Genomic DNA, 23,801 nt, shown 5'->3' with positions numbered 1-23,801 from the left:
TAATCCTGATCTTTTTCACGAATAACTTGTAGCGAGTAATGGTATGAATAACGAATTTCCGAACGATTTTTTATGGGGCGGTGCAGTAGCAGCGCATCAACTAGAAGGCGGCTGGGATGCGAATGGTAAAGGTGTCAGTGTTGTTGATGTATTAACAGCGGGCGCTCATGGTGTACAACGTCGAATCACCGATGGCGTGATTGATGGCGAAAACTATCCTAACCAAGTCGCAGTGGATTTCTACCATCGCTACAAAGAAGACATTAAGTTATTCGCTGAGATGGGCTTTAAGTGTTTCCGTACCAGTATCGCGTGGACGCGTATCTTCCCAAATGGCGATGAAGCTGAACCGTGTGAAGCGGGTTTAGCGTTTTACGATGATCTGTTTGACGAGCTGTTGAAATACGACATTCAGCCTGTGGTAACACTGAGCCACTTTGAAATGCCTTACCATCTAGCTAAGGAATATGGCGGCTGGATGAACCGCAAAGTGATCGACTTCTTCGTTAAGTATTCAACTGCAGTGATGGAACGATACCAACACAAAGTGAAATACTGGATGACGTTTAACGAGATCAACAACCAGATGAACACCTCGGCAGATATTTTCGGTTGGTTATGCTCAGGCGTGAAGTTTCCACAATGCGAAAAGCCGCAAGAGGCGATGTATCAAGCGGTTCACCATCAGTTTGTTGCAAGTGCTTTGGTGGTTAAGAAAGGTCACGAGATCAATCCAAATCTTCAAATTGGCGCAATGTGTGCGATGGTGCCTTTCTATCCTCGTTCTTCTAAACCGGAAGACATTATGGTGGCACAACAAGCGATGCGTGACCGTTACTTCTTCTCAGATGTGATGGTTCGCGGTCATTACCCAAATTACGCTACGCGTGACTGGGCAATCAAAGGCTTCAACATTGAGATGCAGCCTGAAGATGAGCAGATCCTAAAAGAAGGTAAGGCTGATTACTTAGGCTTTAGCTACTACATGTCGAATACCTTGGATTCTTCTTCTCACCAATCTACAGAAGAAGCGATGGACGGCGGTCATGAAAATTCGGTCGATAATCCGTTCATCCAGTCTAGCGATTGGGGCTGGCCAATTGATCCGACGGGTTTGCGTTTCTGTTTAGCGTCTCTGTATGAACGTTATGAAGTGCCATTGTTCATCGTTGAGAACGGTTTTGGCGCGGTTGATACCATTGAAGAAGATGGCAGCATTAATGACGATTACCGCATTGCTTACCTTGGCGACCACATCAAAGAGATGAAAAAAGCCGTTTCGATTGATGGTGTTGATTTGATGGGCTATACCCCTTGGGGCTGTATCGATTTAGTTTCGTTCACCACGGGCGAGATGAAAAAACGCTACGGATTCATTTACGTAGATAAGCACAACGATCAATCTGGCTCACTAGAACGCAAGCGCAAGAAGTCTTTCGAGTGGTATAAAGGTGTGATTGCATCTAACGGTGCCACTATTTAGAATGCATTCCCCAGCGCAGTTATGTGAACTGTGAGCTGTCATTTTGCAATGAATTAGTCGGCCTATGTCGGCTAATTTTTTATAAAGGAAAAGAAGCGAATGGTAACCATGCTTGATGTCGCAAACCGCGCAGGCGTATCTAAATCGACCGTTTCTCGTGTCTTAAATGGCAAGAACATCGTGCGCCCAGATGTGGTGAAAAAGGTATTTGATGCGATTCAAGAAACAGGTTATCGACCGAACTTGTTGGCTCAGCAATTGGCGACCAAGAAGACCAACTTCATCGGCTTTGTTATCACCAATGAGTTGTTCAATGGCCCTTACTTCTCTTCCTTGATGTATCACGCGGCTTCTTATAGCGAAAAGTCGAATCACCAACTGGTGATCACCGATGGCAAACACAGCGCTGAAGACGAAATAAAGGCGATCAACTTCCTGCTGGATATGAAGTGCGCGGGCATCATCCTCTATCCGCAATGCTTAACCGAATGTGAGATTGCAAAGGCCATCGACAGCACCGACACTCCGATTCTGGTACTCAACCGTGAAATGCCGTCGAAGCCCAATCATGCTATTACCACCGACCATTATCAGAGCGCTTGTTTGATGGTTGAACACATCATCGAGCAGGGTCATACCGATATTGCAGTGATTCGTGGTAAAGCCGGTTCTTCGACCGATGAGCTGCGTTACCAAGCCTATCAAGATGTGTTAACTAAACATGGTGTTGCATTGGATGAGTCCAACGTTGTTCAAGGTGATTGGACGATGGAGAGCGGTTATCACGCGGCTCAGGCTTTGGCAAAAAGCAGAACCACATTCACTGCTATCTTGTCTGAAAACGATGATATGGCGATTGGTGCGATTAAGGCGTTAACCGAACTTAGGTACTCATTGCCTCAAGATGTTTCGATCGTCGGCTTTGATAACAGCAAAGTGGGGGCGTTTTTAACGCCAAGCTTAACGTCTGTGAGTGTGCCATTAGAGCAAATGACGCAAAAGGCGATCCTGCAAATTGTCGGTGAAACAGAGCAAGCGACCACCATCAATACCACTGGTAGTTTGGTGTTACGTGATTCGATAGCGAAGCTAAATTAGCACTGTTCGAATTTCATATTTTACCTACAAAAAGTGACGAGCTGCGCATCTCTTAAACCAAGCTCAAACACTCCTTATTCACTGTTATTTAGATGTGCGATATTGCGTTTTTGGTCGATGAATTGACCACCATTAGTTAAGTAATGTGAAGCTAGATAAGTAATATGAAAATAGCTAATTGATGTGAGAACAGGTAAGTAACGTGAAAACAGAAAAACAAAAAATGCTAGCAGGTGAACCTTATCAGGCTTGGGATAAAGAGCTTTATGCAGCTCGTATCGAATGTCGCAAGGTGCTTCAAAAACTCAATAACAGTATTCCTGGCACATCTGAATGGGAAGCAGCAACGCAAGAGCTCATTCCGGACTGTGAAAATGCGCATTTAGAACCTCCATTTCGTTGTGACTACGGCTCGAACATCAAGCTAGGCAAGAACTTCTACGCTAACTTTAACTGCGTGATTTTGGATGTGGCTGAAGTGACTATTGGCGACAATGTGCTGCTTGGTCCGAACGTTCAAATCCTGACTGCAGGTCACCCACTCGATGTGAAAGGCCGTGTAGAAGAAGGCGTTGAGTTTGGCACACCGATTAATGTTGGCAACAATGTTTGGCTTGGCGGTGGTGTGATCATTTGCCCCGGTGTCACCATTGGCGAAAACAGCGTGATTGGCGCAGGCAGTGTGGTAACTAAAGACATCCCAGCCAATGTGGTTGCAGTCGGTAATCCATGTAAAGTGCTGAAAGCGATCGATAACGAGTAATAATCAGATTGAATTGATAAAGCCCGAACCTAGGTTCGGGCTTTGTTTTTTCTATTCTTGCTAGATGCTAGATGCTAGATGGAACAGCTTGTTGTGCTTGCTTCTTATCTAACGCACCACTGAATCGAGTCAGAACAAGAGCGATCAAAACGATCACAGCACCTACCCAAGGGGTGTTCATTAATCCAGATTTCGCGACAATCAAACCACCGCCCCATGAGCCTAATGCAATACCGACGTTGAAGGCTGCAATGTTCAACCCAGAAGCGACATCGACTGCATCTGGTGTGTATTTCTCAGCCAGTTTCACAACATACACTTGTAGCCCCGGAACGTTACCGAATGCGAATGCACCCCAAACCAAAATGGTAGCAACAGCTGCGTAAGGGTTTACTGCGGTAAAGTTGAATACCACCAGTACTGCGGCTAAACCAGAGAAGATAACGGTCAACGCTTTAATCGGGCCCATCTTGTCGGCCATTTTTCCGCCCCAGATGTTACCTACCGCCACTGACACACCGTAAACCAACATGATGAGACTGATAGAGCTCGAATCAAACCCTGATACATTTTCCAGTATTGGAGCAAGGAACGTAAACGCTGTGAACGTACCGCCATAACCTAGTGCTGTGATAGCGTAAACCAACAGTAAGCGTGGTTGAGTTAGAACCTTTAGTTGTGCCGAAATCTTCGCCGCAGGTGGTTGCTTAAGGTTGCTTGGAACCAAGATAGCACTACCGATAAGAGCAATAAGGCCAAGCAGAGCCACGATCAAGAAGGTCGCTTGCCAGCCAAAGGTTTGCCCGATATAAGTGCCCAGTGGTACGCCGGTTACCAATGCAACCGTTAAACCTGTAAACATGATCGCAATGGCACTGGCTGCTTTATCTTTTGAAACCAAACCTGTCGCGATGGTCGATCCAATCGAGAAGAACACGCCATGGGCAAGGCCAGTCAAAATTCGTGCGGCGATCAGCGTGTTATAACCCGGAGCTTGCCACGCCAATAAGTTACCAATGACAAACAATGCCATCACGGTCAGCAACACCGCCTTACGATTCCATTTGCCGGTTAATGCCGTTAATACTGGTGCGCCAATGGCAACGCCAAGCGCGTATAAACTGACTAATAGGCCTGCCGATGGCAGAGATACATTCAAGTCGCTCGCCATGGTAGGAATCAAGCCTACGATGACAAATTCTGTGGTTCCGATGGCAAAGGCGCTGAGCGTCAATGCAAGTAATGCTAATGGCATAATCATCTCTCTTACTGTTCTTTGTTAAATACCGAGCGCGATAAAATGGGGCAGCTTGTGACTGCAATAGGAGCGCTTCGTTTGATGGCGAGGATTATCTAGCAAAATATATTTGTGAAAAATGCCGCTATTCACAAATAACCTTTGTGAAATTTGCAATAATTAAAGAGTTAGCCGATCATTGGGTTAAGCTGATGAGATCGAAAAGACTCAGATGATTTGAGCTGTGATGAGCACAAGCGAGATGACATTAAACAAAATGAAGATAGCGAAGGAGCCTCATGTTAACCCGTTCAGATGATTTAGAAATGGTACTCACCGTTGTCGATGCTGGTGGTTTTTCTGCGGCGGCAGAGGCGCTGGATGTGCAGGTCGCCAAGGTGTCTCGTTCGGTGAGTAAGGTTGAGTCGCAACTCGGCGTCTCAATATTCAACCGAACAACGAGACGCGTGGAATTGACGGAGGAAGGACGGCAGTTTGTCGATTCAGTCAGGGTGGGATTACAGATGATTCAGAGCGCGGAAGAAGAAATCGTGTCGCGCGGAGAGTTGCCAAAAGGTCGTTTAAGAGTCGATGCCGCCAGTCCATTCGTATTCCATCAGCTAGTGCCGTTGGTGCAGTCATTCAAAGAGGCTTACCCAGACATTGAGTTGGAACTCACTTCCAACGAAGGCTTCGTTGATCTTCTCGAAAAGAGAACTGATGTTGCGATTCGAATCGGTAAGCTGTCCGATTCAACACTGCACGCTCGACCGTTAGGTAAAAGCTTACTCCATATTGTGGCGTCACCTGATTATCTCGCTAAGCGTGGGCTACCCACCAAACCTGAAGATTTGAGTTCGCATCAAATTGTGGGATTTGCGGGTAACAAAGTGCTTAACCATTGGCCTTTACCAAACCAAAGTGATGTCGCGCCTACTGTGACAGCCAGTAATGGTGAAACCGTGCGTCAACTAGTCTTAGCTGGAAATGGGATTGCTTGTTTATCGGGGTTTATGGTGCAGGAAGATATGGCAGCAGGGCGTCTAATCCCTATCTTGGAACAAGACAAACTTGCCAACACAGACCGAGAGCGAGTGAATGCGGTTTATTACAAGTCGTCCTCTGTCTCTAAACGTATCTCGGCGTTTATTGACTTTATTCTGCCCCGTTTGAAGCTCTAACTAAGGCAGCTGACGATATCCGCATAAATGAAAAAGCCCCGCTGACGTGCAGCGGGGCTTCCAAATCGAACTCGATAGCTTGTCAGTGTGCTTTCTAGTAACAGACTACAGAAACTGTACTTAAGCGATCTTAGTCATCTCGTTAAGTGTAAATGACGTAACACTGCCTTCGGTTGCTGCCATGTATTCAGCAAGGTGAGTATTACCCATGTGTGTTTGCCAAAGTTCACGTGATGTCCAGTTTTCGTAGAAAGTGAAATGTGCTGGGTTTTCATTGTCTTGGTGAAGGTCGTAGTTGATGCAGCCTTCTTCAGCGCGAGTAATATCAATCAGTTTTAGCAGCTCTGCTTTAACCAATTCAATTTTGTCTTCGTTAGCGACGATGTTTGCGACGATAGTTAGTTGAGTCATGTTCGTACCTATATTATTTTTCACCGAAATGGTGATTTGTCTGTGTTTACAGTGCCACTCTTTGTTCATTGAGCTGCAGTCTGTGTCGATGGATAAATAATAGTGGGAATATTTGAAACGATAAACAGTGCTACATTTGAATTATTGTCAAAAAATAATTGATAATAACTTGGGTATTATGTGCTACTAGGCGTAGGTGAGGAGTATTTAGAAGCCGCCCGCCCACGCATCAAAATCGTCAATGTTGTCGAGCTCTTCTTTAGTTCTTGGGGCTGGGTAATAAGGCAGAGCCAATCTTTGAGTGGAAGGTTGCAGTTCCCAATCGGGTGTAATCTTGAGTCGGGTTAATTCATCGTTGAGGTGCACAGACATATAGTAGCCATCGGCATGGGTATTGGCGTAACTCGCGATTGTGGCGATATCTCCAGAAGGTAATTTTACGTCTCGACCCAGTGGATAGAGCTGGTGCAATGCGAAACTCACTTTGGGATCTTCAAGTTTGCCTTGCTTAAAGCGTTCTAATCCGATGGCGGTTGAAGTGGTGCGCGGCTTCCACCCTGTGAGGAACAATCCACTCAAGTTATCTTGGAACGGCTTACCCTTTCGATTGCCTTCATTGGTAATGAATTGAACCGTCAATGTATCTCCCGATTCTTGCAGAATATCTAAAAACTGTTCACCAGTGCGATCGACCAAAAGCTTCATAAGACATAAACACCATTAAGAATGAAATACGATAAAGGGTACTACTATAAGGAAGGCTTGTGTAGAGACGATAAAGGTTATGCAGCGTGAACAATGTTTTCGGTGTTGATCCTTACATGTCCCTTAGATGAACAACAGCTTTAGCGCTTACGTAAGTAATGCGTTTGCACAATCTCATATAAGTAAGTCGACACGCCTGTTAGTGTGAAATCAAGCGGTGAAACTAGATCTCCAAACAATGGTGAAGCATCACCCAGACCGAATAGAGCTCACCATTGACATGGTCGAAAAGCCGCTGAGTTTATACTGTTTGGCACTCACCCAACTTAAGTGATTTGTGGGCCAATTTACCGACCTTTAAATTTATACTGGATAATTACCTATAAATTTCAGGCTTTAGCAGTAATAATCAATGAATAGATCGGAATAGCTTGTTCATTGAAAAGCTGTACGGAAAGTTTCTAAAGACGCCATCGTGAAAAGGAAGTCAGATACATGCCTGTGCTCCAACGCATCAGTTTAACGTTAATCTTAATCGCCGTTTTAGGTGGGTGTTCTTCACTTCCTGAAGGCATCGATCATCCAACAGAACCGCCAACCTCTCCTGCACCTAGTTCTTTATCGGTTCTAACCAATGAATTTCAGCCTGAAGCTTTAGAGCAAGGCACCACTGCGGTTCGTCTGCAAGAGTCTGGTTGGGATGCCTTGGCACAGCGATTAGCGCTGGTCGAAAGTGCCGAGCACACCATCGACATTCAATATTACATCTGGAACTCTGACGAATCGGGCAGCTATCTCGCTAGCCGTTTATTAGCAGCGGCCGAGCGCGGTGTGAAGGTTCGCGTAATGCTGGATGATATCAACCTCAACGAACGTGAAGGGTTGCTGTCGGCACTGGATGCACACCCGAACGTCGAGATTCGTATCTTCAATCCAACACCAACACGCCGCGGTTTCAGTAAATGGCTGAGCTTTGTCGGCGACTTTTCTCGTTTAAATCGCCGTATGCACAATAAGTCGTTTACCGTCGATGGTACTTTGTCTGTGGTGGGTGGACGTAATATTGGTGATGAATACTTCGACCTTTCTGATGAAATCAATTTCCGAGACCGCGATGTATTAGTCATGGGCTCGGTAGTTAACACCATCCAAACCAGTTTTGTTGAATACTGGAACAGCCGTTGGTCTTACCCTGTCGATATGCTGGGTGATGACGAGCAACCTGATCTCTCGAAGATAGATAATATTGTCGTTCCGCATTATCAAAATTACCCGGAATTGCCACTAGATCGTAAGGCTGCTGATAGTTTGCTGAAAGAGGTGATTGGTGAGATGGCATGGGTGAATGCGCGTTTTGTTTACGATCAGCCTGTTCCTGATGATTCAGACAATACCGATGAACCGAAAGCGACCGCGATTCTTCTAGGGAAATTAGCGAGCGAATCGAAACAAGAGATCTTGCTGGAATCCGCTTACCTTGTATTCGATGATGGTCAGCTTGAAGAGTGGCAGGTATTGAACAACAAGGGCGTTGAGATAAAAGCGCTAACTAACTCTATGGCGTCTAATGATCTGGTGACTAATCATTCTGCTTATGCAGGCAGACGTTACGACATGTTGGAGCATGGCATCGATCTGTTTGAGCTAAAACCAGAATCTAAGCTGTGTGAAGCATCGACTCAAGACGTGTCTAAATGTGCGCCTGAGACGGCCTATGGTTTGCACGCTAAATCAGTTGTATTCGACCGCAGCATCGCAAGCATTGGCTCATTTAACTTCAACTTGCGTTCTACCTACCTCAATACGGAATCGGTTTTGATCATCGAGAACAAAGAGATTGCTGAAATGTTAGCTGGCACCATTGAGCAAGCGATGAGTGAAGATAATAGCTGGCGCTTGGAACTGGAAGACGGTGATGTGTATTGGTATTCAGGCGATCAACGTTGGGACAGCGAACCTGACACTGGTCAATGGGAACGAATGCAATCAGGTTTCCTACAGTTGTTACCGATTGAGAAATATCTGTAAGCTAGCCGCCTCCGGATAAATAAAAATGTCAGCGTATATTACGCTGACATTTTTGTTTGTACTGCTGTTTGCTGCTAGCTCTAATCGCTTAACGGCTTAACGGCTTAACGGCTTAACGGCTTAACGGCTTAACGCTTGGTCAGCTGCTTGCTGTTTAAGTAAGGCAGGATATGTGGGCGAGATTCACCAGAGAGTTTCTGTGTGATCTGCTGTGACCAACTGCTCTGCTTTTGGTTGCTTGAACGGCTTGCGTAGTAGCTTTGCATCGAATCATCGTAGCTGGCAATTTCATCTAGGCTCAGCGGTTGGTATTGGTTTTCGTGCATTACTACGTGAGCAGGGAGGCGAGGTTTCACCTCTGGTTGTTGTGCCGGGTGACCTAAGCACATTCCGAACAACACGGCGGTGTGCTGTGGCAGTTCTAACAGTTCATCGACTTGTTGTGCGCTGTTACGCAACCCGCCAATGTAAACGCCACCCAAACCTAGAGACTCAGCAGCCAGCATGCAGTTTTGCGCCATGATGCCAGAATCGACCGCGCCAATCAGGGTCAGTTCAGTAAAGTCGGTTTTCACTTCAGGGTTAATTTGAGCGTGGCGTTGATAGTCGATACAGAACACCAAAAACTCAGCCGCGTTCTCCACGTAAGCTTGATTGCCTGCGTATTCAGCTAGCAACTTGCGCTTCTCTGTGTCTGTCACTCTCACGATAGAAACAGCCTGCAGTAAGCTCGATGATGAAGCCGCGAGACCAGCCTGAATAATCACATCAAGTTGTGCTTTTTCAATCGGTTGATTTGTATATTGACGAATGGAGCGGTGCCCCAGAATAGTTTCAATCGTGCTGTTCATAACTCTCAGACAGTCCTTGTGATGATGGCGTAGAGAATCACAATAACGACAATTACCATGAGCGTAAAGAGTGTTTGAGCCTTTCTGGTTGACATATTTCAGCAGCGCCAGCCCAGTTTTTGAGATTCTATTTATAATCGATTAATGCCAGCTGCTATGCCGCTGGCATTTTATTATTGAGTGAAACTTGCTTCGAAATAGGCACTAAATGCTCAGAACTGTCGGATAAAATAGGGCATACTGGACTGAATGTATAAACCCAAGAAAGTAACCACGCGCATGAATCTAATCTGCCTCAACGACCCTTTTTCTCTTCCTAATGGTCAAGTGATCAAAAATCGCCTGTTCAAATCGGCAATGAGTGAACAGCTAGGTGATAAACACCATAACCCTAAGCAAGGTTTAGTCACGCTCTATCAGCGTTGGGCTCGAGGAGGAATTGGCCTATCCATGACGGGTAACGTGATGGTCGATAGAGGCGCGCTTGGTGAGCCTAAAAACGTTGTGTTAGATGAGCACAGTGACTTAACCGTATTTCGTGAGTGGGCGAGTGCCGGAACACAGAATGGTTCGCAGATATGGATGCAACTGAATCACCCAGGTAAGCAAATTCCTAAATTCTTATGCGATAGCCCGGTTGCCCCTTCAGCTATCTCTTTAGAGCGCGGATTAGAGAAAGGCTTTAATACGCCACGAGCTCTGACTGAAAAAGAAATAATCGCGATTATTGATAAGTTCGCGCTGAGCGCAAAGCTTGCAAAACAAGCGGGTTTTACTGGTGTCCAGATTCACGGTGCTCATGGTTATCTTGTCAGTCAGTTTTTGTCTTCGAGACACAATCAACGCCAAGACAAATGGGGTGGCTCACTCGAAAACAGACTTCGTTTTGTGCTTGAGGTTTATCGCGCGATTCGAAAAGAGGTCGGTGAAGATTTCCCTGTCGGAATTAAGCTTAACAGCGCCGACTTCATGAAAGGTGGCTTCACTGAAGAAGAGTCAATGCAGGTTGTGCAAACATTGAGTGATAACGGTATCGACCTGATTGAGATCTCCGGTGGCACCTATGAAAGTCCATCAATGATGGGTTCAAAGAGCAAAGCTGAATCAATCAAGTCCAGCACAGTAAAACGTGAAGCGTATTTTATGGATTACATGGTTAAGGCGAGAAAACTCGTCAGCACTCCGCTGGTGGTCACGGGTGGTTTTCGAACCGCGCAAGCAATGAATGACGCATTAAACACCTCGGCGACCGATTTTATTGGCATTGCGCGCACAATGGCGGTTGATCCTGATTTCCCTAACAAGTTAATTGAAAACCCTAGTTACGGCATGCCGCTAACGGTGCCAACCACAGGAAAACCTGCATTAGACAAGGTGGCGATGGTCGGGCTGGTTTGGTATGAACATCAGATGTGGCGCATTGCCTCTGGCAAGAAAGCCGACCCAAAACTAAGCGCACTCGGTGTGGTGGTAAAAACAATTCTCAGCGCTGGCTGGCACGCTTTCAAAAAGCGCAGAGTGTAAGCAGTCATGGATTGATAAAGCAGAACTTTGAGGAATTGAAGTTCTGCTTTTTTGTTTGGTCAGCGAGTTTAGCCTGGTCATCGAGCGCAAATAGAAAGGTAAGACGTTATCGGGATTACAGGTTCTCTTAATGCGTATGCATCATGCTAGGCTCTGTTTTTTGACAGATATGAGGAATATACAGCTTAAGGTAAGACTCGGTCAGTCGGATTGCTTCGTTGGCAAGTTCTGGTGTGATGCAGCCATGTTGTCGATAAGATAACGAGTATATTTTATCTGCGACTTGCAATGAGATAGCGAAGACATTGATGGATTGTGGTAACTGAGGAACATCAAAAAACTGTCGATAAATCGTTTCTACTTCTTTACCAAGAATTAAGTCATTCTCGGTGTCTGCATGTCCTAGCTCAGTGAATGTATGACGACCTAGAATTAACTTTTTAGCAATCGGGTGATTGTTGTAATAATTAACATACGCTGTTTCAATCATGCGATTGATGTCAGTCCAATGATTAACATGCTCGTAATCTATACATTTACCGAGCAGAGAGTCGAAATCAGTAAAAACGTCATCTAATAGATTATGAAATAAGTTCTCTATGTTTGGATAGTGGTGATAAACCGTAGATGTTGCCATTCCACACTCTTTGGCAACATCGTACATTGAAATATCAGTAGCTTCACGGCGTTCCATTAGTTGCACAACAGCATCATGAATTCGAATTAACTTTTCTTCGGTTGTTACTTTGCGCATCTAATGATCCTCATTTTTATTTGGAACACAAAAAACATAAAGGGCTTTCAAGAAAAGTTCCAATCGGAATATCGAAACTTAGACTTTATTACCCTTTATTTATATAAAGCATTATAACCCAATATTAAGCATTAATATGTGTCCCCGTTTTTCCTTCTATGATCTCTAATGCACTAGACAGGTCACCAATGTATCCATGCTGTTTTGTTTTTTCTACAAATTGACAACATGCGTCGACCTTCGGCCCCATAGAACCGGCTGGGAAAGTGTACTTTTTCATTTGTTCAACTGACACGTTCTCAAGCTTCTCTTCCTTTGGGGTTCCCCAATCTAAACAAACATGAGAGCCGTCAGTGAGGATCAGTAAATGTTCTGCGCCGATTTCTTCTGCGATAAGAGCAGCTGTCATGTCTTTGTCGATTACCGCTTCAAAACCCACATAAGCGCCATCTTTTTCGACGACTGGAGCGCCACCGCCACCGCCACAAATAATTAGGTGCTCTTTCTCTAGCAAGTCTTTGATGGCTTTTATTTCTAGCACTTCTTTTGGTGAAGGTGATGGCACCACGCGACGCCAGTGTGCACCGTCAGGTTTCACAACCCATTGGTTGGCTTCTGCGAGTTGTTTGGCTTGTTCTTCTGTATAGATAGGGCCAATAAATTTGGCTGGGTCGGCAATCGCAGGATCATTGTCGTCGATAACAATGCGAGTTAGAATCGTGGTCGTAAAGCGGTCTTTAATTGCAGCATTTAGCCCCTGCTGGATAAGGTAACCAATCATCCCTTGAGTCTCGGCACCAAGCACATCAAACGGATAAGGAGGGCAATCTTTATAAGCATTGTTCTGTAATGAGAGTAGGCCGACTTGAGGGCCATTTCCGTGCACAACCACTAAACGGTAGTCTTTGCTGAGTTCAGCCAAAGAGCTGGCGGTTTGCGCGATGCTCTTTTTTTGGTTTTCGCAACTCATTACTTCACCACGCTGTAGTAAAGCATTCCCACCGACAGCAACAACAATAATAGGCTTCGACATGTTTAACTCTCCAAATAATATTTTGCTCAGGGCAAATAAGTTAGTTTGAATTGTATTTAAATAATGCAGGTGTCGTGGGGATAGAAATCACAATTCGATTTGTGATCAATATTTGATGTTTTTAGTCGCCTATATGTCACAGAAAGCCTTAATTCCCCCTAGATTAACTAGATATGTGATCTTGGTTTTGAAATGGAAAATGTATTTATTAATCGAATGGTTATTGACCAAAATCAAGTATTCCGACTTTTAGCATTATAAATCTAATATTTGTTGGGTTTATTTTATTTTTACCCCGAACTCGTTTATGTAAAACCGATATTCAATTCTCATCCCAGTTCACTTCATCGCTTTGCCGTTTAATTAATCCCGAATTAGAGATTAAGGAGCTAAGAGATGAGTAACGAAACGCAAGGAAAAATGGGGGTTACGGGAATTGCACTCTTTACACTGTGTGCAGTTTTGGTGGTCGACACATTAACCGCGTCAGCCAGTATTGGTGTCAGTGCCATTGGTTGGTGGGTGTTAATGCTGGTCTTCTTTGTCATTCCATATGGCTTAATTACTTCCGAACTGAGTACCACCTACCCAGGTGAAGGTGGGATTTACGATTGGGTAAAACAAGCCTTCAATTTTAAATGGGCAGTCAGAACAACGTGGTTTTACTGGATTAACGTTGGTTTATGGATGCCTGCGGTATATATCATGTTTGCAGGGATGTTTGCCGAACTCTTCATGCCAGATCTGTCTTTATGGGGACAAATCGCCATTTGTATATTACTGACGTGGCTAACGGTTTTGATTTGTAATGTGTCTGCCGACATCGGTGTGTGGGTCACCAATATTGGCGCAATATTAAAAATTGTCGTGATCAGTACATTGGGTGTGGGCGGCTTTATCTATGCAATGAAAAACGGCGTTGCCAACGAATTTACGTTGCCCGCAATGATGCCTTCATTGGATTCTGCGGTCTCTTTCTTACCCGCGATTGTGTTCAACCTAATGGGTTTTGAACTGGTTGCGACCATGACTAAAGAAATGAAAGACGTTCGTGATATGCCTAAGGCTGTCTTCCTCTCTATCGGTATCACCGCTTTCTTATACATCTTCGGTACGGTAGGCATTTTGATGGCGCTACCTGTCGAAAGCATTGGCTTGGTGTCTGGCCTTATCGACACATTTAGAACACTTTTCGGCACTGGTGTGGTTGGTACAGCGATGGTGTACATCTTCGGTACTTTCGCTTTGTTAACGCTTATCGGCAACATGGTGAGTTGGACAATGGGCGCTAGCCGAGCTGCTGCTGAAGCCGCTCAAGAAGGTGAGCTTCCAGCCCCAGTCGCGAAAGTGTCTGAGAAAGGCTCTCCAGTTGGCGCAAACAACATCACAGGCACAGTATCAACGGTCGTTATCCTGTCTTACGCGCTGTTTGCTCAGGGTAATGATGATCTGTTCTGGTCGATATTTGCCTTCTCTAGCTGCATTTTCTTACTTCCTTACCTGTTCATGTTCCCTGCATACCTAAAGCTTCGAGTGGTTGATGGTCAACGTGAACGCCCATTCAAAGTTCCGGGTGGCATGGCGGCTCAATGGGTCATGTCGATTGTTTGTTTCTTGGTCGTCCTTCAAGCCGTGATCTTATTCATTTTCCCTGAGGCCCTTGATCTAACTGTTGCTGATTGGGGATACACAGGACCTGTTTTGATTGGCGTGATTGCCACCATCCTTGCTGGTGAATGGATTCTTCTAGGTGCTCTAAAACGCAAGAAGCAGCAAGGTTCAGGCGATGACGACACGACCGAGACACAAGATAAAAAAGAAGCTCAAGCATAATTTAGGGGACATAACGATGAAAAAACTGATTGAGACTACTCCAAAACATGATGGCTTCAGAATGCCAGGGGAACACGAGCCACACAGCGAAATTTGGATGGCTTGGCCAGAACGTACTGACAACTGGCGCAATGGGGCAAAACCAGCGCAAGCGGTGTTTGCAGACGTTGCTACCAAGATCAGCCATACAACACCAGTCACCATGCTTGCGAGTTCAGACCAATACGATAACGCAGTATCTCGCTTACCAGAGGACATTCGAGTGTTGGAAATCTCGACTGATGACTCTTGGATGCGTGATATCGGTGCGACTTATGTTGTTGATGACAGCGGTGAACGCCGAGGTGTGGATTGGGAATTCAATGCATGGGGCGGATTTGTTGATGGTTTGTATTCACCTTGGAATCGCGACAACCAAGTTGCTCAAAAGATGTGTGAAACCATTCGTGACTCTCGATACCGCGCTCCAATCGTACTAGAAGGCGGCTCAATTCACGTCGATGGCGAAGGCACGCTCTACACAACAGAAGAGTGCTTATTACACGAAAGCCGCAACCCAGATATGAGCAAAGAAGAGCTGACAGAAGTACTTTGTGAACACCTCAATGTTGAGAAAGTGATCTGGCTGCCTCGTGGCTTGTACAACGATGAAACCAATGGCCACGTGGACAACATCCTTCACGTCGTGAAGCCGGGTGAAGTCGTTCTGACGTGGTGCGATGACAAGAATGATCCTCAATATGAGATCAGCAAAGAAGCCTATGACTACATCACCAGTCAAACCGATGCCAAAGGCCGTCAAATCAAGGTACACAAGCTGCCGATGCCAGGCCCTCTTTTCATGACCGAGGAAGAAGCGGCAGGTATCGATATCGCAGACGGAATGGAGCGAGAAGCGGGTGAGCGTTTAGCGGCGTCGTATGCCAATTACCTGATTACCAATAACCAAATTGTGTTGCCGTTGCTCGATCAACGCTACGACAACGATGTTATCGGGATCTTGGAAGGCATTTATCCAGGCTACGAAGTGAATGGCGTTCCGGCTCGAGAAATTTTGTTAGGTGGCGGCAACATCCACTGCATCACCCAACAAGTGCCAAGAGTTTAGTTACAGCGATAAACCTAATAACAACTAAAGACTGAGAGCAGTCGTTAATACCAATATTTAACCCCAAACGTAGCGGTTCTTGAAAGTGATGGCAGGTATTCAAAATCAAATTGCCATGAAAGTGAACTTGAAAGAGCCGCGCACAAAATTATGAAAAATAGGAACTTATTATGAAATTACCTTCTTCTAGCGCAACTGAACTAAACAAAGCAAACCTAGAGCACATGGTTTCCATGAAAGATTTCTCTGTAGAAGAGATGGACAACATGATGGAGCTCATGACTCATCTGAAACAGGCGCGCAAAGACAACGCAATTCCACCTCTGTTCAAAGGCAAGTCAGTTGGGATGATCTTTGAAGCGGGCTCTACTCGTACACGTGTTTCTTTCGAGGTGGCAGCAACATTACTGGGTGGTCATGCGCTATTCCTATCACCAAAAGACATTCACTTAGGTGGTAAAGAGTCGATTGATGATACTTCTCGAGTGTTGTCACGTATGTGCGACATCATCATGGCTCGTACTAATAGCCCTGAAACACTAGATGGCCTACTTGAAATGTCGACAGTGCCTGTGATCAACGGCCTTGATACGCGTTTCCACCCAACTCAAATGCTTGCGGATCTCTACACGATCAGAGAACACATCACTGATGGACGTAAGTTGTCTGATCTCACCTTGGCATTCATGGGTGACGCGACAGATGTGTGCCGTTCACTGATGCTGACTTGTGCTAAGTACGGTATGGGCTTCAAACAAATTGGTCCTAAGAAATACCACATGGAGCAAGAGTGGATCGACATGGCGCTCAACTTCTGTGAAGAGTCTGGTGGCACGATTGAAATTACTGATGATGTAGAACGCATCAGTGATTGTGATGTTGTGTACGGCGATAGCTTCTACTGGGTGACGCAAATGGATGAGAAGGAAGAGCGCCTTGCGGCATTCATGCCTAACTATGTTATCACAGAAGAGCTAATGGCTAAGGCTCGTCCGGGCGCAATGTTGCTGCATTGCCTACCTGCGAATGACAAAGAAGAAGTGACTCGCGGCGCACTAGAAAGCGAATACTCAGTGGCGTTCGATGAAGCAGAAAATCGACTCACTGCTCAGATGGCGATTTTAGTGTACTTCACACATAAAGATGCGGTTATCCCAACACAAGAAACCGTTAAGCATCATGAAGAAAAAATCAACAGCTTCTTAAGTACTCTGTAGGGGTTAATTGTGGGGGCGTAAAAACCTCCACTGTGTTGCTCGAATTAAGCTGAACCAGTATTTATCACGATTTATTGGTTCGGCTATTTTTGTACCTTTTATTTTGAAATGTCGGTAAACACGCAGCTGATTGGCTATATCTGACATCAATACTCGAATAGGAGATGTATCGACATGAGTGCCGATATTATTAAAGTTTCAAGAAACACTGAAGATGCACCGCTGAGCCCTTTCTCAACACAATCGGTGGCATTCTCACACTACAATAACCTTTCTGCTCAACTACCGATTGACCCTAAAACAGGCAGCTTGATCTCAGGCTCTTTGGAAGTTCAAACCAAGCAGTGCTTACTAAACATTCAAGCGATTGTGGAGAGCATTGGACACCGCATGCACGACGTTGTGAGGGTAAATATATACTTGAAGAACATTGCGGATATCGATGCGGTTAACGAAATCTATGCGTCGTTTTTCCAACACTATGTTCCCACATGCACGACACTCGCTGTAGCCGATTTGCCGCTCGAAGGTGCTTACTTGCAAATGGATGCGGTGATCTCTAATGGTGAAGGAACCTACCCTCAAGCGGCTTGTGAGTTAGTTAAAATTGCAAGAAACACCCAACACGTACCAGTCAGTTCTCTATCAACTCAAACGGTGGCTTTCTCTCACTATAATCACATTTCAGCCCAGTTACCGATTGACCCGCAATCGGGCAGCATCGTTGCTGGTGGAGCAAAAGAGCACGCGATTCAATGCCTCAAAAACATCAAATCGATACTGGAAAATGTAGATGTTCCGCTTGATGACATCGTGAAAGTGAATATCCATGTGAGAAGCCTTGATGACCTTGCAGCAGTCAATGAAGTGTATACCACCTTCTTCCCGGACTCCGCGATTGCGAGGGCTGTCGGCTACATGCCTGCGCGCTCGGTGACGGTGGTTGAAGGCCTTGCAATGGGAGCGTTAGTACAGATGGATGCGACCGTGTCACACGGTGATGGGACTCCGCCGCAAGCGGTTGAAGACCGACATGGGATTGTAATTAATGCGAACAATACCAAAGCTGCGCCAATAAGCCCGCTTTCAACGCAAACTGTCGCCTTTTCACACTACAACAATATCTCCGCTCAATTACCGATGGATCCAAGAGTTGGAGCGATTGTTGCGAATGGCGCAAAAGAGCAGGCGATGCAGTGCCTGAATAACATTAAAGAAGTGATTGAGAGCGCTGGTCATGTCATGGATGACATCGTGAAGTTGAATATCCAATTAAGAGACATGGCAGATCTAGATGTGCTTAATGACGTTTGCACGCACTACTTTGACGGTCCATTACCAGCACGTACAGTTATTGGTGTGTCTGATATCCCTATGGGCGCCTTGGTGCAAATTGATGCGATTGCTTCCAATGGTGAAGGTACTCCACCTAGCCTTTAAGCTTTCTATTTAGCTTTTTAAACAACGAGGGTTGGCCGTGAGGTTAGCCCTCGTTTTACGTTTGTTCCAATACCAACATGAGTATTGGTTATAGTGTCCATAAGTGGAAAATCAGAGTAGACAAACTAGGATGAATTGAATTAAACCCTACAAATAATTCAACAACATGGTAGTGCTATGAAGAAAATAACCCTTTTGTCAGTTGCGATTTTATCTAGCATCTCTTTCTCATCTTTTGCAAAGGATTGTGATCCCAACTTGCTGCCTTCTTGGAAGGACAGCGAGAGCAAATCCGCTATCGTCGACTTTGTTGGGCAAGCCACTAAAGCTGAGTCTGATACGTTCGTGGCAATTGAAGATCGCATTGCCGTGTTCGATAACGACGGTACGCTTTGGTCGGAAAAGCCTTATTACTTCCAATTAGCCTTTACACTAGATCGTGTAAAAGAGATGGCGCCTGATCACCCTGAATGGAAAACCGAAGCACCGTTTAAGTTTGTACTCGAAGATGATATTGAGAGCGTTCTGGGCAGCGGTGAAGAAGGGCTATTGAAAATCATCATGGCGACACATTCTGGTATGACTGTTGAGCAATACCAGCAAGACGTTGAGCAATGGCTGACGGTAACAAAAGATAAACGCTTCAACAAAGCCTACACAGACCTTACTTATCAGCCAATGAAAGAGATGCTGACTTACCTGCAAGATCATGACTTTAAGACTTATATTGTGTCGGGCGGAGGCGTTGACTTCATGAGGGCGTGGGCTCCACAAGCTTACAATATTCCTACAGAGCAAATCATCGGTAGTGCGCTTAAATACAACTACAGCTACAACGATGGCAAACCAACGGTGACCAAAGATTCGTTGATTTTGACCATTGATGACAAAGCCGGAAAGGTCACTAACATTCAGCATATTATCGGCAAGAAACCTATTCTAGCGGTCGGCAACTCAGACGGTGACCAAGCGATGATGCAATGGGCAACGAGCCAACCCAATTCAATGGCGATGATTGTTCATCACACTGATGCTGAGCGCGAGTGGCAGTACGATCGTGAGTCTCACGTTGGCAAGCTTGATAAAGCGCTAGATGAGGCGAATTCCAGAGAGGATTGGACACTGATCGACATGAAATCCGATTGGTGTGAGGTGTACTAACGCCAAGTATACCCTTGGTCAAAACTTCAAAGGCTCGGATTTTAAATTCGAGCCTTTTTTGTGAGCGGAGGTTTTGGGAATGAACGGTTTGAAAGCAATCGTTTGAAAGGAATAAGGTGTTATGGGTTCGCTTTAAGCAAGAACGTACTATAAATTTTCAATGCATGACGGTTTAATCGAGTTAGTCGGAAATTAAAGGAATAGCAAAATGAAAACGATCGGTTTGCTCGGCGGTATGAGTTGGGAGTCGACAGTGAGCTACTACAAATCCATCAACGAGGGCGTTAAAGCCACACTCGGCGGGCTCAATTCTGCAAAGGTTTGTATGTACAGCGTGAACTTCGATGAGATAGAAAAGCTTCAACATCAAGGTCGCTGGGCTGAGACGGCGGATATCTTATCGGACGCGGCTTTATCGGTAGAGAAAGCCGGAGCGGACTTCATCCTGATCTGTACCAATACCATGCATAAGGTCGTTCCTGAGATCGAAGAGAAGATCACGATTCCTATCTTGCACATCGCTGATACCACAGCGCAGAAGTTGCTGGAACAAGGAGTGAAGAAAGTCGGATTACTCGGCACGGCTTTCACGATGGAACAAGATTTCTATAAAGGCCGCCTGACTAACAAATTCGGTATCGATGTGGTGATTCCTGATGAGAGTGACCGAGAGAAAGTCCACAACATCATTTATCAAGAGCTGTGTCGAGGCCAAGTAAAAGAAGAATCTCGAGATGTATACCGTCAAATCATTGAGAAGCTAGGCCAACAAGGTGCAGAAGCCGTTATTCTGGGCTGTACTGAAATCGCCCTCCTGATTCAGCAGCAACACACTGATGTTCCCTTGTTTGATACCACAGCCATTCATGCAGAAGCGGCTGTACGTTTGGCGACGAGTGACTAACTTCTAGTTCTTATTCTTAGTTCCATAGCTGTCCTATTTTCGCTCTTGTACGATTTTCATTCGTTGAAGTGAAAGTTTTTTGTACAAAAGCAGGTCGTTAGTTAAAGAAGCGATGCTTTGTTCATTAACCAAGGCCTTATCGGTAGGTAAGGTTTTAGTTAATGACTGAGGTATCCGCGCTTTTAAGCACTATGCTTTAGTCATGACCGAAAGAGGATTTATTATGAAATGGCTTATCTTATCTGTAACGCTGTTATTCGTGGCAGGGTGCCAATCGACGGGCTCTCAAGAAGCACAAGTCGGTGACGACATGAATCGAGTTCATACTCAGGGGTGCAGTAGCTAACTGGTCCTTTCAAATATGTTTTAGCTGCTCTTGCTAGAACCACTTCTTATAAAGCCTTGTGTTGTCACAAGGCTTTTTATTTTCTACAAAATCTAAAAACTGATTCGACTATATTGTGGATTATCAACGAATGCTGACGTTGATACGCTTTGGTGTATTCACGCACGCTCTGTGCTTGTAGACCGGAGATACCAATATGAAATATGAGGGAAAAGTATATCGTCCATGGATAGAGGCGAAGAGCATTCTTATTCAAACCACATTAGGTTGCAGCATCAACACGTGCACGTTCTGTAATATGTTCAGCGATAAGCGATTTAAGGTTCGCGACATTGAAGACGTGTATAAAGATATTGAAGAAGCGCGCCTAATATACCCTTACGTTGAATCGATTTTCCTTATTGATGGCAACGTGATGGCGGCTCGTACGGATTATCTGCTTAAGGTCTTGGATAAGCTTCGTCACACCTTTCCTGAAAGTAGAAAAATATCACTCTATAGCGGTTTGAATGATTTCCGTCGGAAGAGCTTGAGTGAGCTTAAGGAGCTGAAAAGTGCAGGGTTGAGCATGGCGTATGCGGGTCTTGAGTCTGGTGATCCTGTTGTGCTCGATAATATCAAAAAGCGTATGACACCAGAGCAAGCGATTGAGGGCATGGCACTGGCAAAAGAGGCAGGTATCGAAACTCTATTGTCGTTTATTTTTGGACTCGGCGGTCGTGAGCGTTCCCGCGAGCACATTGTCGAGACAACAAGGTTGCTGAATATCATGAAACCTGAGCAGATAGCGCCAATGGCGTTAGCAATACAACCAGGAACGATTTTGGAGCAGCAAGTTAATGACGGTACGTTCATCATGCCGACTCAACTTCAGATCTTAGAAGAGGAAAAATACTTACTCGAAAACCTCAATATCGATACTTTCTATTGGGGTGACCACGGTAACAACATCGTGACTCAGAAAGGCTTCCTACTTGATTCTAGAGAGCAGTTCTTAGCCAAGGTGAATCATGCGATCACATCTAATCCAATGGCGAAGGATAGCGTGATTCAAACTTTTGCCTGGTAGATAACTGATAGCTGAAAGGTCTCATTCAAAATTTAGACCTGTTCGCTGGATTCAAATCCAACAAGATAAAAGTAGTGCTTACGAGAATTCATGATTCTCGTGAGCCTATATCGTTACTGAGACAATTCAATTTAACACCCTCGATTTTGTAGGGGGATGTTGTAAATTTGTGAATCTAAATTGTCTATATTCTACGCTGTGTACTGGATCTCATTTGTCATTTGACTCCCTTGCTAAGGTTAATAATGAATGCGTAATACCAATCACTTTACTCAACTTAAGAGGTTTCTATGCTAGGTGAAAATCATTCTCTTGTTCACGAATTTCCTGAAATGAAAGATAAAATTGCTGAGCTTGTTAAAACTGACGATGGCTTTGCAGCAGACATGAAGACGTACGACAACCTTGATAAAGAGATTCGTAAGCTTGAGCTGAAAGATTCACCCATTGATGACGGCTCGATGCACCAACTGAAACATGATCGTTCTGTACTGAAAGATGCACTGCATGCACGTTTAACTGGCTAGTGAGTTGGTAATTTTGCTGACTAGCTAAATGGCGAATTGCAGACTTAGACAAAAAAACTCCTTCGGGAGTTTTTTTTCGTTTTGGCTCAATCACTTCTTCACAATTCAACTGAGTTAATACGTTGTATTATTATGTGAATGACGCATAATGAGGGTTACTGGTACGCGATTTTTAAGATTTTATTGGTAATCTCATGAATATTGAACACCTCAAATTGTTTGTTCGTTTAGCTTCCACACATAACATCAGCATGGCTGGGCAAGAGCTTGGTTTGTCTCCTGCTGTTGCAAGCTCGCACATCAGTAAACTGGAAGACAATTTAGGCGTTCGCTTGGTCCACCGAACCACTCGTAAGGTCTCTTTAACCGAAGAGGGGGAAGCATTCTTACCTCATGCTGAAGAAGTGTTATCGAGCGTGGATGCTGCCAAATCGGCGGTCGGTGTGGGTTGTGATTCTCCAACCGGAACGTTGCGAGTTACCGCATCTGCGTCTTTTGGACGTTTGCATCTTGTTCCTGCCTTACCTGGATTCTTAGAGCGCTACTCTGGGTTAAAAGTCGATCTCAGGCTATCAGATTCGATGGTGGATGTTGTTGAGGGTGGCTTTGATATCGCGATTCGTATCTCGGAGCTGAAAGACTCGACACTGATTGCCCGAAAACTTGCGACAGACAAGCGTATTGTGTGTGCATCGCCTGATTACTTAATCAAATATGGTAAGCCAGCCAAACCTCGAGATCTTAACGATCATCAATGTATTAGCTTAATTGGTTTAGAAAACTGGACCTTCAATACTGAAAGCGGGCCTAAGACGATTAAGGCATCTGGGTCGTTCAGGGCAGATAACGGGGAAGCACTGCGTGACGCAGCCTCAGGTGGTATGGGGATCACGGTGACATCGAATTGGTGTGCCTATGAACAACTGAAAAGCGGTCAGCTAGTTCAAATATTAGAAGATTACCCATTAACATCAGAGCCTGCAATTTGGGCTGTGTACCCAAGCACAAGGTTACTTGCACCAAAGGTGAGAGCCTTCATTGACTACTTCTCTGAATATTATGGTAATCCACCGTATTGGGAACAAAAGTAGAATCAGATAGATTTAACGAAAAAGCCCTACGTGACTA

At 45.0% G+C, this 23,801-nt stretch carries 22 protein-coding genes; 16 read left to right on the top strand and 6 right to left on the bottom strand.

All coding sequences use genetic code 11. From position 1 onward, the window contains the following. The first annotated feature begins 43 nt into the window (after window positions 1–43). From AB4585_RS16740 to AB4585_RS16730, 3 genes are all read left to right on the top strand, one after another. On the top strand, window positions 44–1,483 hold the full coding sequence (locus tag AB4585_RS16740) for a 6-phospho-beta-glucosidase (RefSeq protein WP_372154351.1): 1,440 nt from the start codon (window positions 44–46) through the stop codon (window positions 1,481–1,483). A gap of 99 nt (window positions 1,484–1,582) precedes the next feature. Beyond that, window positions 1,583–2,581: a LacI family DNA-binding transcriptional regulator gene (locus tag AB4585_RS16735; RefSeq protein ID WP_372154350.1), complete on the top strand. Its 999-nt coding sequence runs from the start codon at window positions 1,583–1,585 to the stop codon at window positions 2,579–2,581. 202 nt (window positions 2,582–2,783) lie between these two features. Then, window positions 2,784–3,344 (top strand): sugar O-acetyltransferase, encoded by a 561-nt coding sequence (locus tag AB4585_RS16730; RefSeq protein WP_017064028.1) that lies wholly within the window; start codon window positions 2,784–2,786, stop codon window positions 3,342–3,344. Between the two features lie 67 nt (window positions 3,345–3,411). Here AB4585_RS16730 and AB4585_RS16725 read toward each other — a convergent pair whose 3' ends face one another. Then, on the bottom strand, window positions 3,412–4,599 hold the full coding sequence (locus AB4585_RS16725) for an MFS transporter (RefSeq protein ID WP_017062388.1): 1,188 nt from the start codon (window positions 4,597–4,599) through the stop codon (window positions 3,412–3,414). A 281-nt stretch (window positions 4,600–4,880) separates the two neighbouring features. On the opposite strand from AB4585_RS16725, the gene AB4585_RS16720 reads away from it, so the two are divergent. Then, complete coding sequence (locus tag AB4585_RS16720; RefSeq protein WP_108092186.1) at window positions 4,881–5,762, top strand: LysR family transcriptional regulator; 882 nt, start codon at window positions 4,881–4,883, stop codon at window positions 5,760–5,762. A 120-nt stretch (window positions 5,763–5,882) separates the two neighbouring features. Here the strand turns inward: AB4585_RS16720 and AB4585_RS16715 are convergent, their stop codons facing one another. Then, on the bottom strand, window positions 5,883–6,173 hold the full coding sequence (locus AB4585_RS16715) for a putative quinol monooxygenase (RefSeq protein WP_017062386.1): 291 nt from the start codon (window positions 6,171–6,173) through the stop codon (window positions 5,883–5,885). Between the two features lie 207 nt (window positions 6,174–6,380). Continuing rightward, window positions 6,381–6,878 carry a hypothetical protein gene (locus AB4585_RS16710; RefSeq protein WP_372154349.1) on the bottom strand — a complete coding sequence of 166 codons (498 nt, stop codon included), beginning with the start codon at window positions 6,876–6,878 and terminating at the stop codon, window positions 6,381–6,383. A 495-nt stretch (window positions 6,879–7,373) separates the two neighbouring features. Here AB4585_RS16710 and AB4585_RS16705 point away from each other — a divergent pair, with 495 nt between their 5' ends. Continuing rightward, window positions 7,374–8,906 (top strand): phospholipase D family protein, encoded by a 1,533-nt coding sequence (locus AB4585_RS16705; protein ID WP_372154348.1) that lies wholly within the window; start codon window positions 7,374–7,376, stop codon window positions 8,904–8,906. A 128-nt stretch (window positions 8,907–9,034) separates the two neighbouring features. Here the strand turns inward: AB4585_RS16705 and nfsA are convergent, their stop codons facing one another. Continuing rightward, complete coding sequence (gene nfsA / locus AB4585_RS16700; protein ID WP_017060948.1) at window positions 9,035–9,757, bottom strand: oxygen-insensitive NADPH nitroreductase; 723 nt, start codon at window positions 9,755–9,757, stop codon at window positions 9,035–9,037. A gap of 279 nt (window positions 9,758–10,036) precedes the next feature. Between nfsA and AB4585_RS16695 the strand changes: the two genes are divergently transcribed. Next, the gene (locus AB4585_RS16695; protein ID WP_372154347.1) at window positions 10,037–11,281 is read left to right on the top strand and encodes an NADH:flavin oxidoreductase/NADH oxidase family protein; all 1,245 of its coding nucleotides are present in this window, start codon (window positions 10,037–10,039) and stop codon (window positions 11,279–11,281) included. A 127-nt stretch (window positions 11,282–11,408) separates the two neighbouring features. Here the strand turns inward: AB4585_RS16695 and AB4585_RS16690 are convergent, their stop codons facing one another. After that, window positions 11,409–12,035 carry a TetR/AcrR family transcriptional regulator gene (locus AB4585_RS16690; RefSeq protein WP_004732262.1) on the bottom strand — a complete coding sequence of 209 codons (627 nt, stop codon included), beginning with the start codon at window positions 12,033–12,035 and terminating at the stop codon, window positions 11,409–11,411. Between the two features lie 124 nt (window positions 12,036–12,159). Next, on the bottom strand, window positions 12,160–13,068 hold the full coding sequence (gene arcC / locus AB4585_RS16685) for a carbamate kinase (protein ID WP_372154346.1): 909 nt from the start codon (window positions 13,066–13,068) through the stop codon (window positions 12,160–12,162). A gap of 396 nt (window positions 13,069–13,464) precedes the next feature. On the opposite strand from arcC, the gene AB4585_RS16680 reads away from it, so the two are divergent. The 10 genes from AB4585_RS16680 to AB4585_RS16635 all read left to right on the top strand — a co-directional run bounded on the left by AB4585_RS16680 (window position 13,465) and on the right by AB4585_RS16635 (window position 23,764). Beyond that, window positions 13,465–14,901, top strand: a complete 1,437-nt coding sequence (locus tag AB4585_RS16680; protein WP_017078523.1) for an APC family permease — start codon at window positions 13,465–13,467, stop codon at window positions 14,899–14,901. A gap of 16 nt (window positions 14,902–14,917) precedes the next feature. Next, on the top strand, window positions 14,918–16,009 hold the full coding sequence (gene aguA / locus AB4585_RS16675) for an agmatine deiminase (RefSeq protein WP_017078524.1): 1,092 nt from the start codon (window positions 14,918–14,920) through the stop codon (window positions 16,007–16,009). Window positions 16,010–16,179: 170 nt separating this feature from the next. Beyond that, window positions 16,180–17,226, top strand: a complete 1,047-nt coding sequence (gene argF, locus AB4585_RS16670; protein ID WP_372123444.1) for an ornithine carbamoyltransferase — start codon at window positions 16,180–16,182, stop codon at window positions 17,224–17,226. 174 nt (window positions 17,227–17,400) lie between these two features. Beyond that, a complete protein-coding gene (locus AB4585_RS16665; RefSeq protein WP_372154344.1) occupies window positions 17,401–18,666 on the top strand; it encodes a RidA family protein in 1,266 nt (421 codons plus the stop codon). 177 nt (window positions 18,667–18,843) lie between these two features. After that, the gene (locus AB4585_RS16660) at window positions 18,844–19,827 is read left to right on the top strand and encodes an HAD family hydrolase (protein ID WP_372170321.1); all 984 of its coding nucleotides are present in this window, start codon (window positions 18,844–18,846) and stop codon (window positions 19,825–19,827) included. Between the two features lie 208 nt (window positions 19,828–20,035). Then, window positions 20,036–20,731: an aspartate/glutamate racemase family protein gene (locus AB4585_RS16655; RefSeq protein WP_065583757.1), complete on the top strand. Its 696-nt coding sequence runs from the start codon at window positions 20,036–20,038 to the stop codon at window positions 20,729–20,731. Between the two features lie 223 nt (window positions 20,732–20,954). Beyond that, window positions 20,955–21,077, top strand: coding sequence for a hypothetical protein (locus tag AB4585_RS16650; RefSeq protein WP_258182976.1), 123 nt, complete (start codon window positions 20,955–20,957; stop codon window positions 21,075–21,077). Window positions 21,078–21,273: 196 nt separating this feature from the next. Next, entirely contained in the window at window positions 21,274–22,146 is an 873-nt protein-coding gene (locus AB4585_RS16645; protein WP_372074172.1) for a radical SAM protein, read from the top strand. Window positions 22,147–22,436: 290 nt separating this feature from the next. Then, the gene (locus AB4585_RS16640) at window positions 22,437–22,673 is read left to right on the top strand and encodes a YdcH family protein (RefSeq protein WP_017067743.1); all 237 of its coding nucleotides are present in this window, start codon (window positions 22,437–22,439) and stop codon (window positions 22,671–22,673) included. Window positions 22,674–22,867: 194 nt separating this feature from the next. Next, window positions 22,868–23,764, top strand: a complete 897-nt coding sequence (locus AB4585_RS16635) for a LysR family transcriptional regulator (RefSeq protein WP_102320698.1) — start codon at window positions 22,868–22,870, stop codon at window positions 23,762–23,764. The last annotated feature ends 37 nt before the right edge of the window (window positions 23,765–23,801 follow it).

The sequence above is a fragment of the Vibrio sp. 10N.222.49.C9 genome (genome assembly GCF_041474985.1).
Lineage (GTDB): Bacteria > Pseudomonadota > Gammaproteobacteria > Enterobacterales > Vibrionaceae > Vibrio > Vibrio crassostreae_C.
Note: the sequence above shows the minus strand (reverse complement) of the source record. Positions and strands in the feature narration are given on the sequence as shown.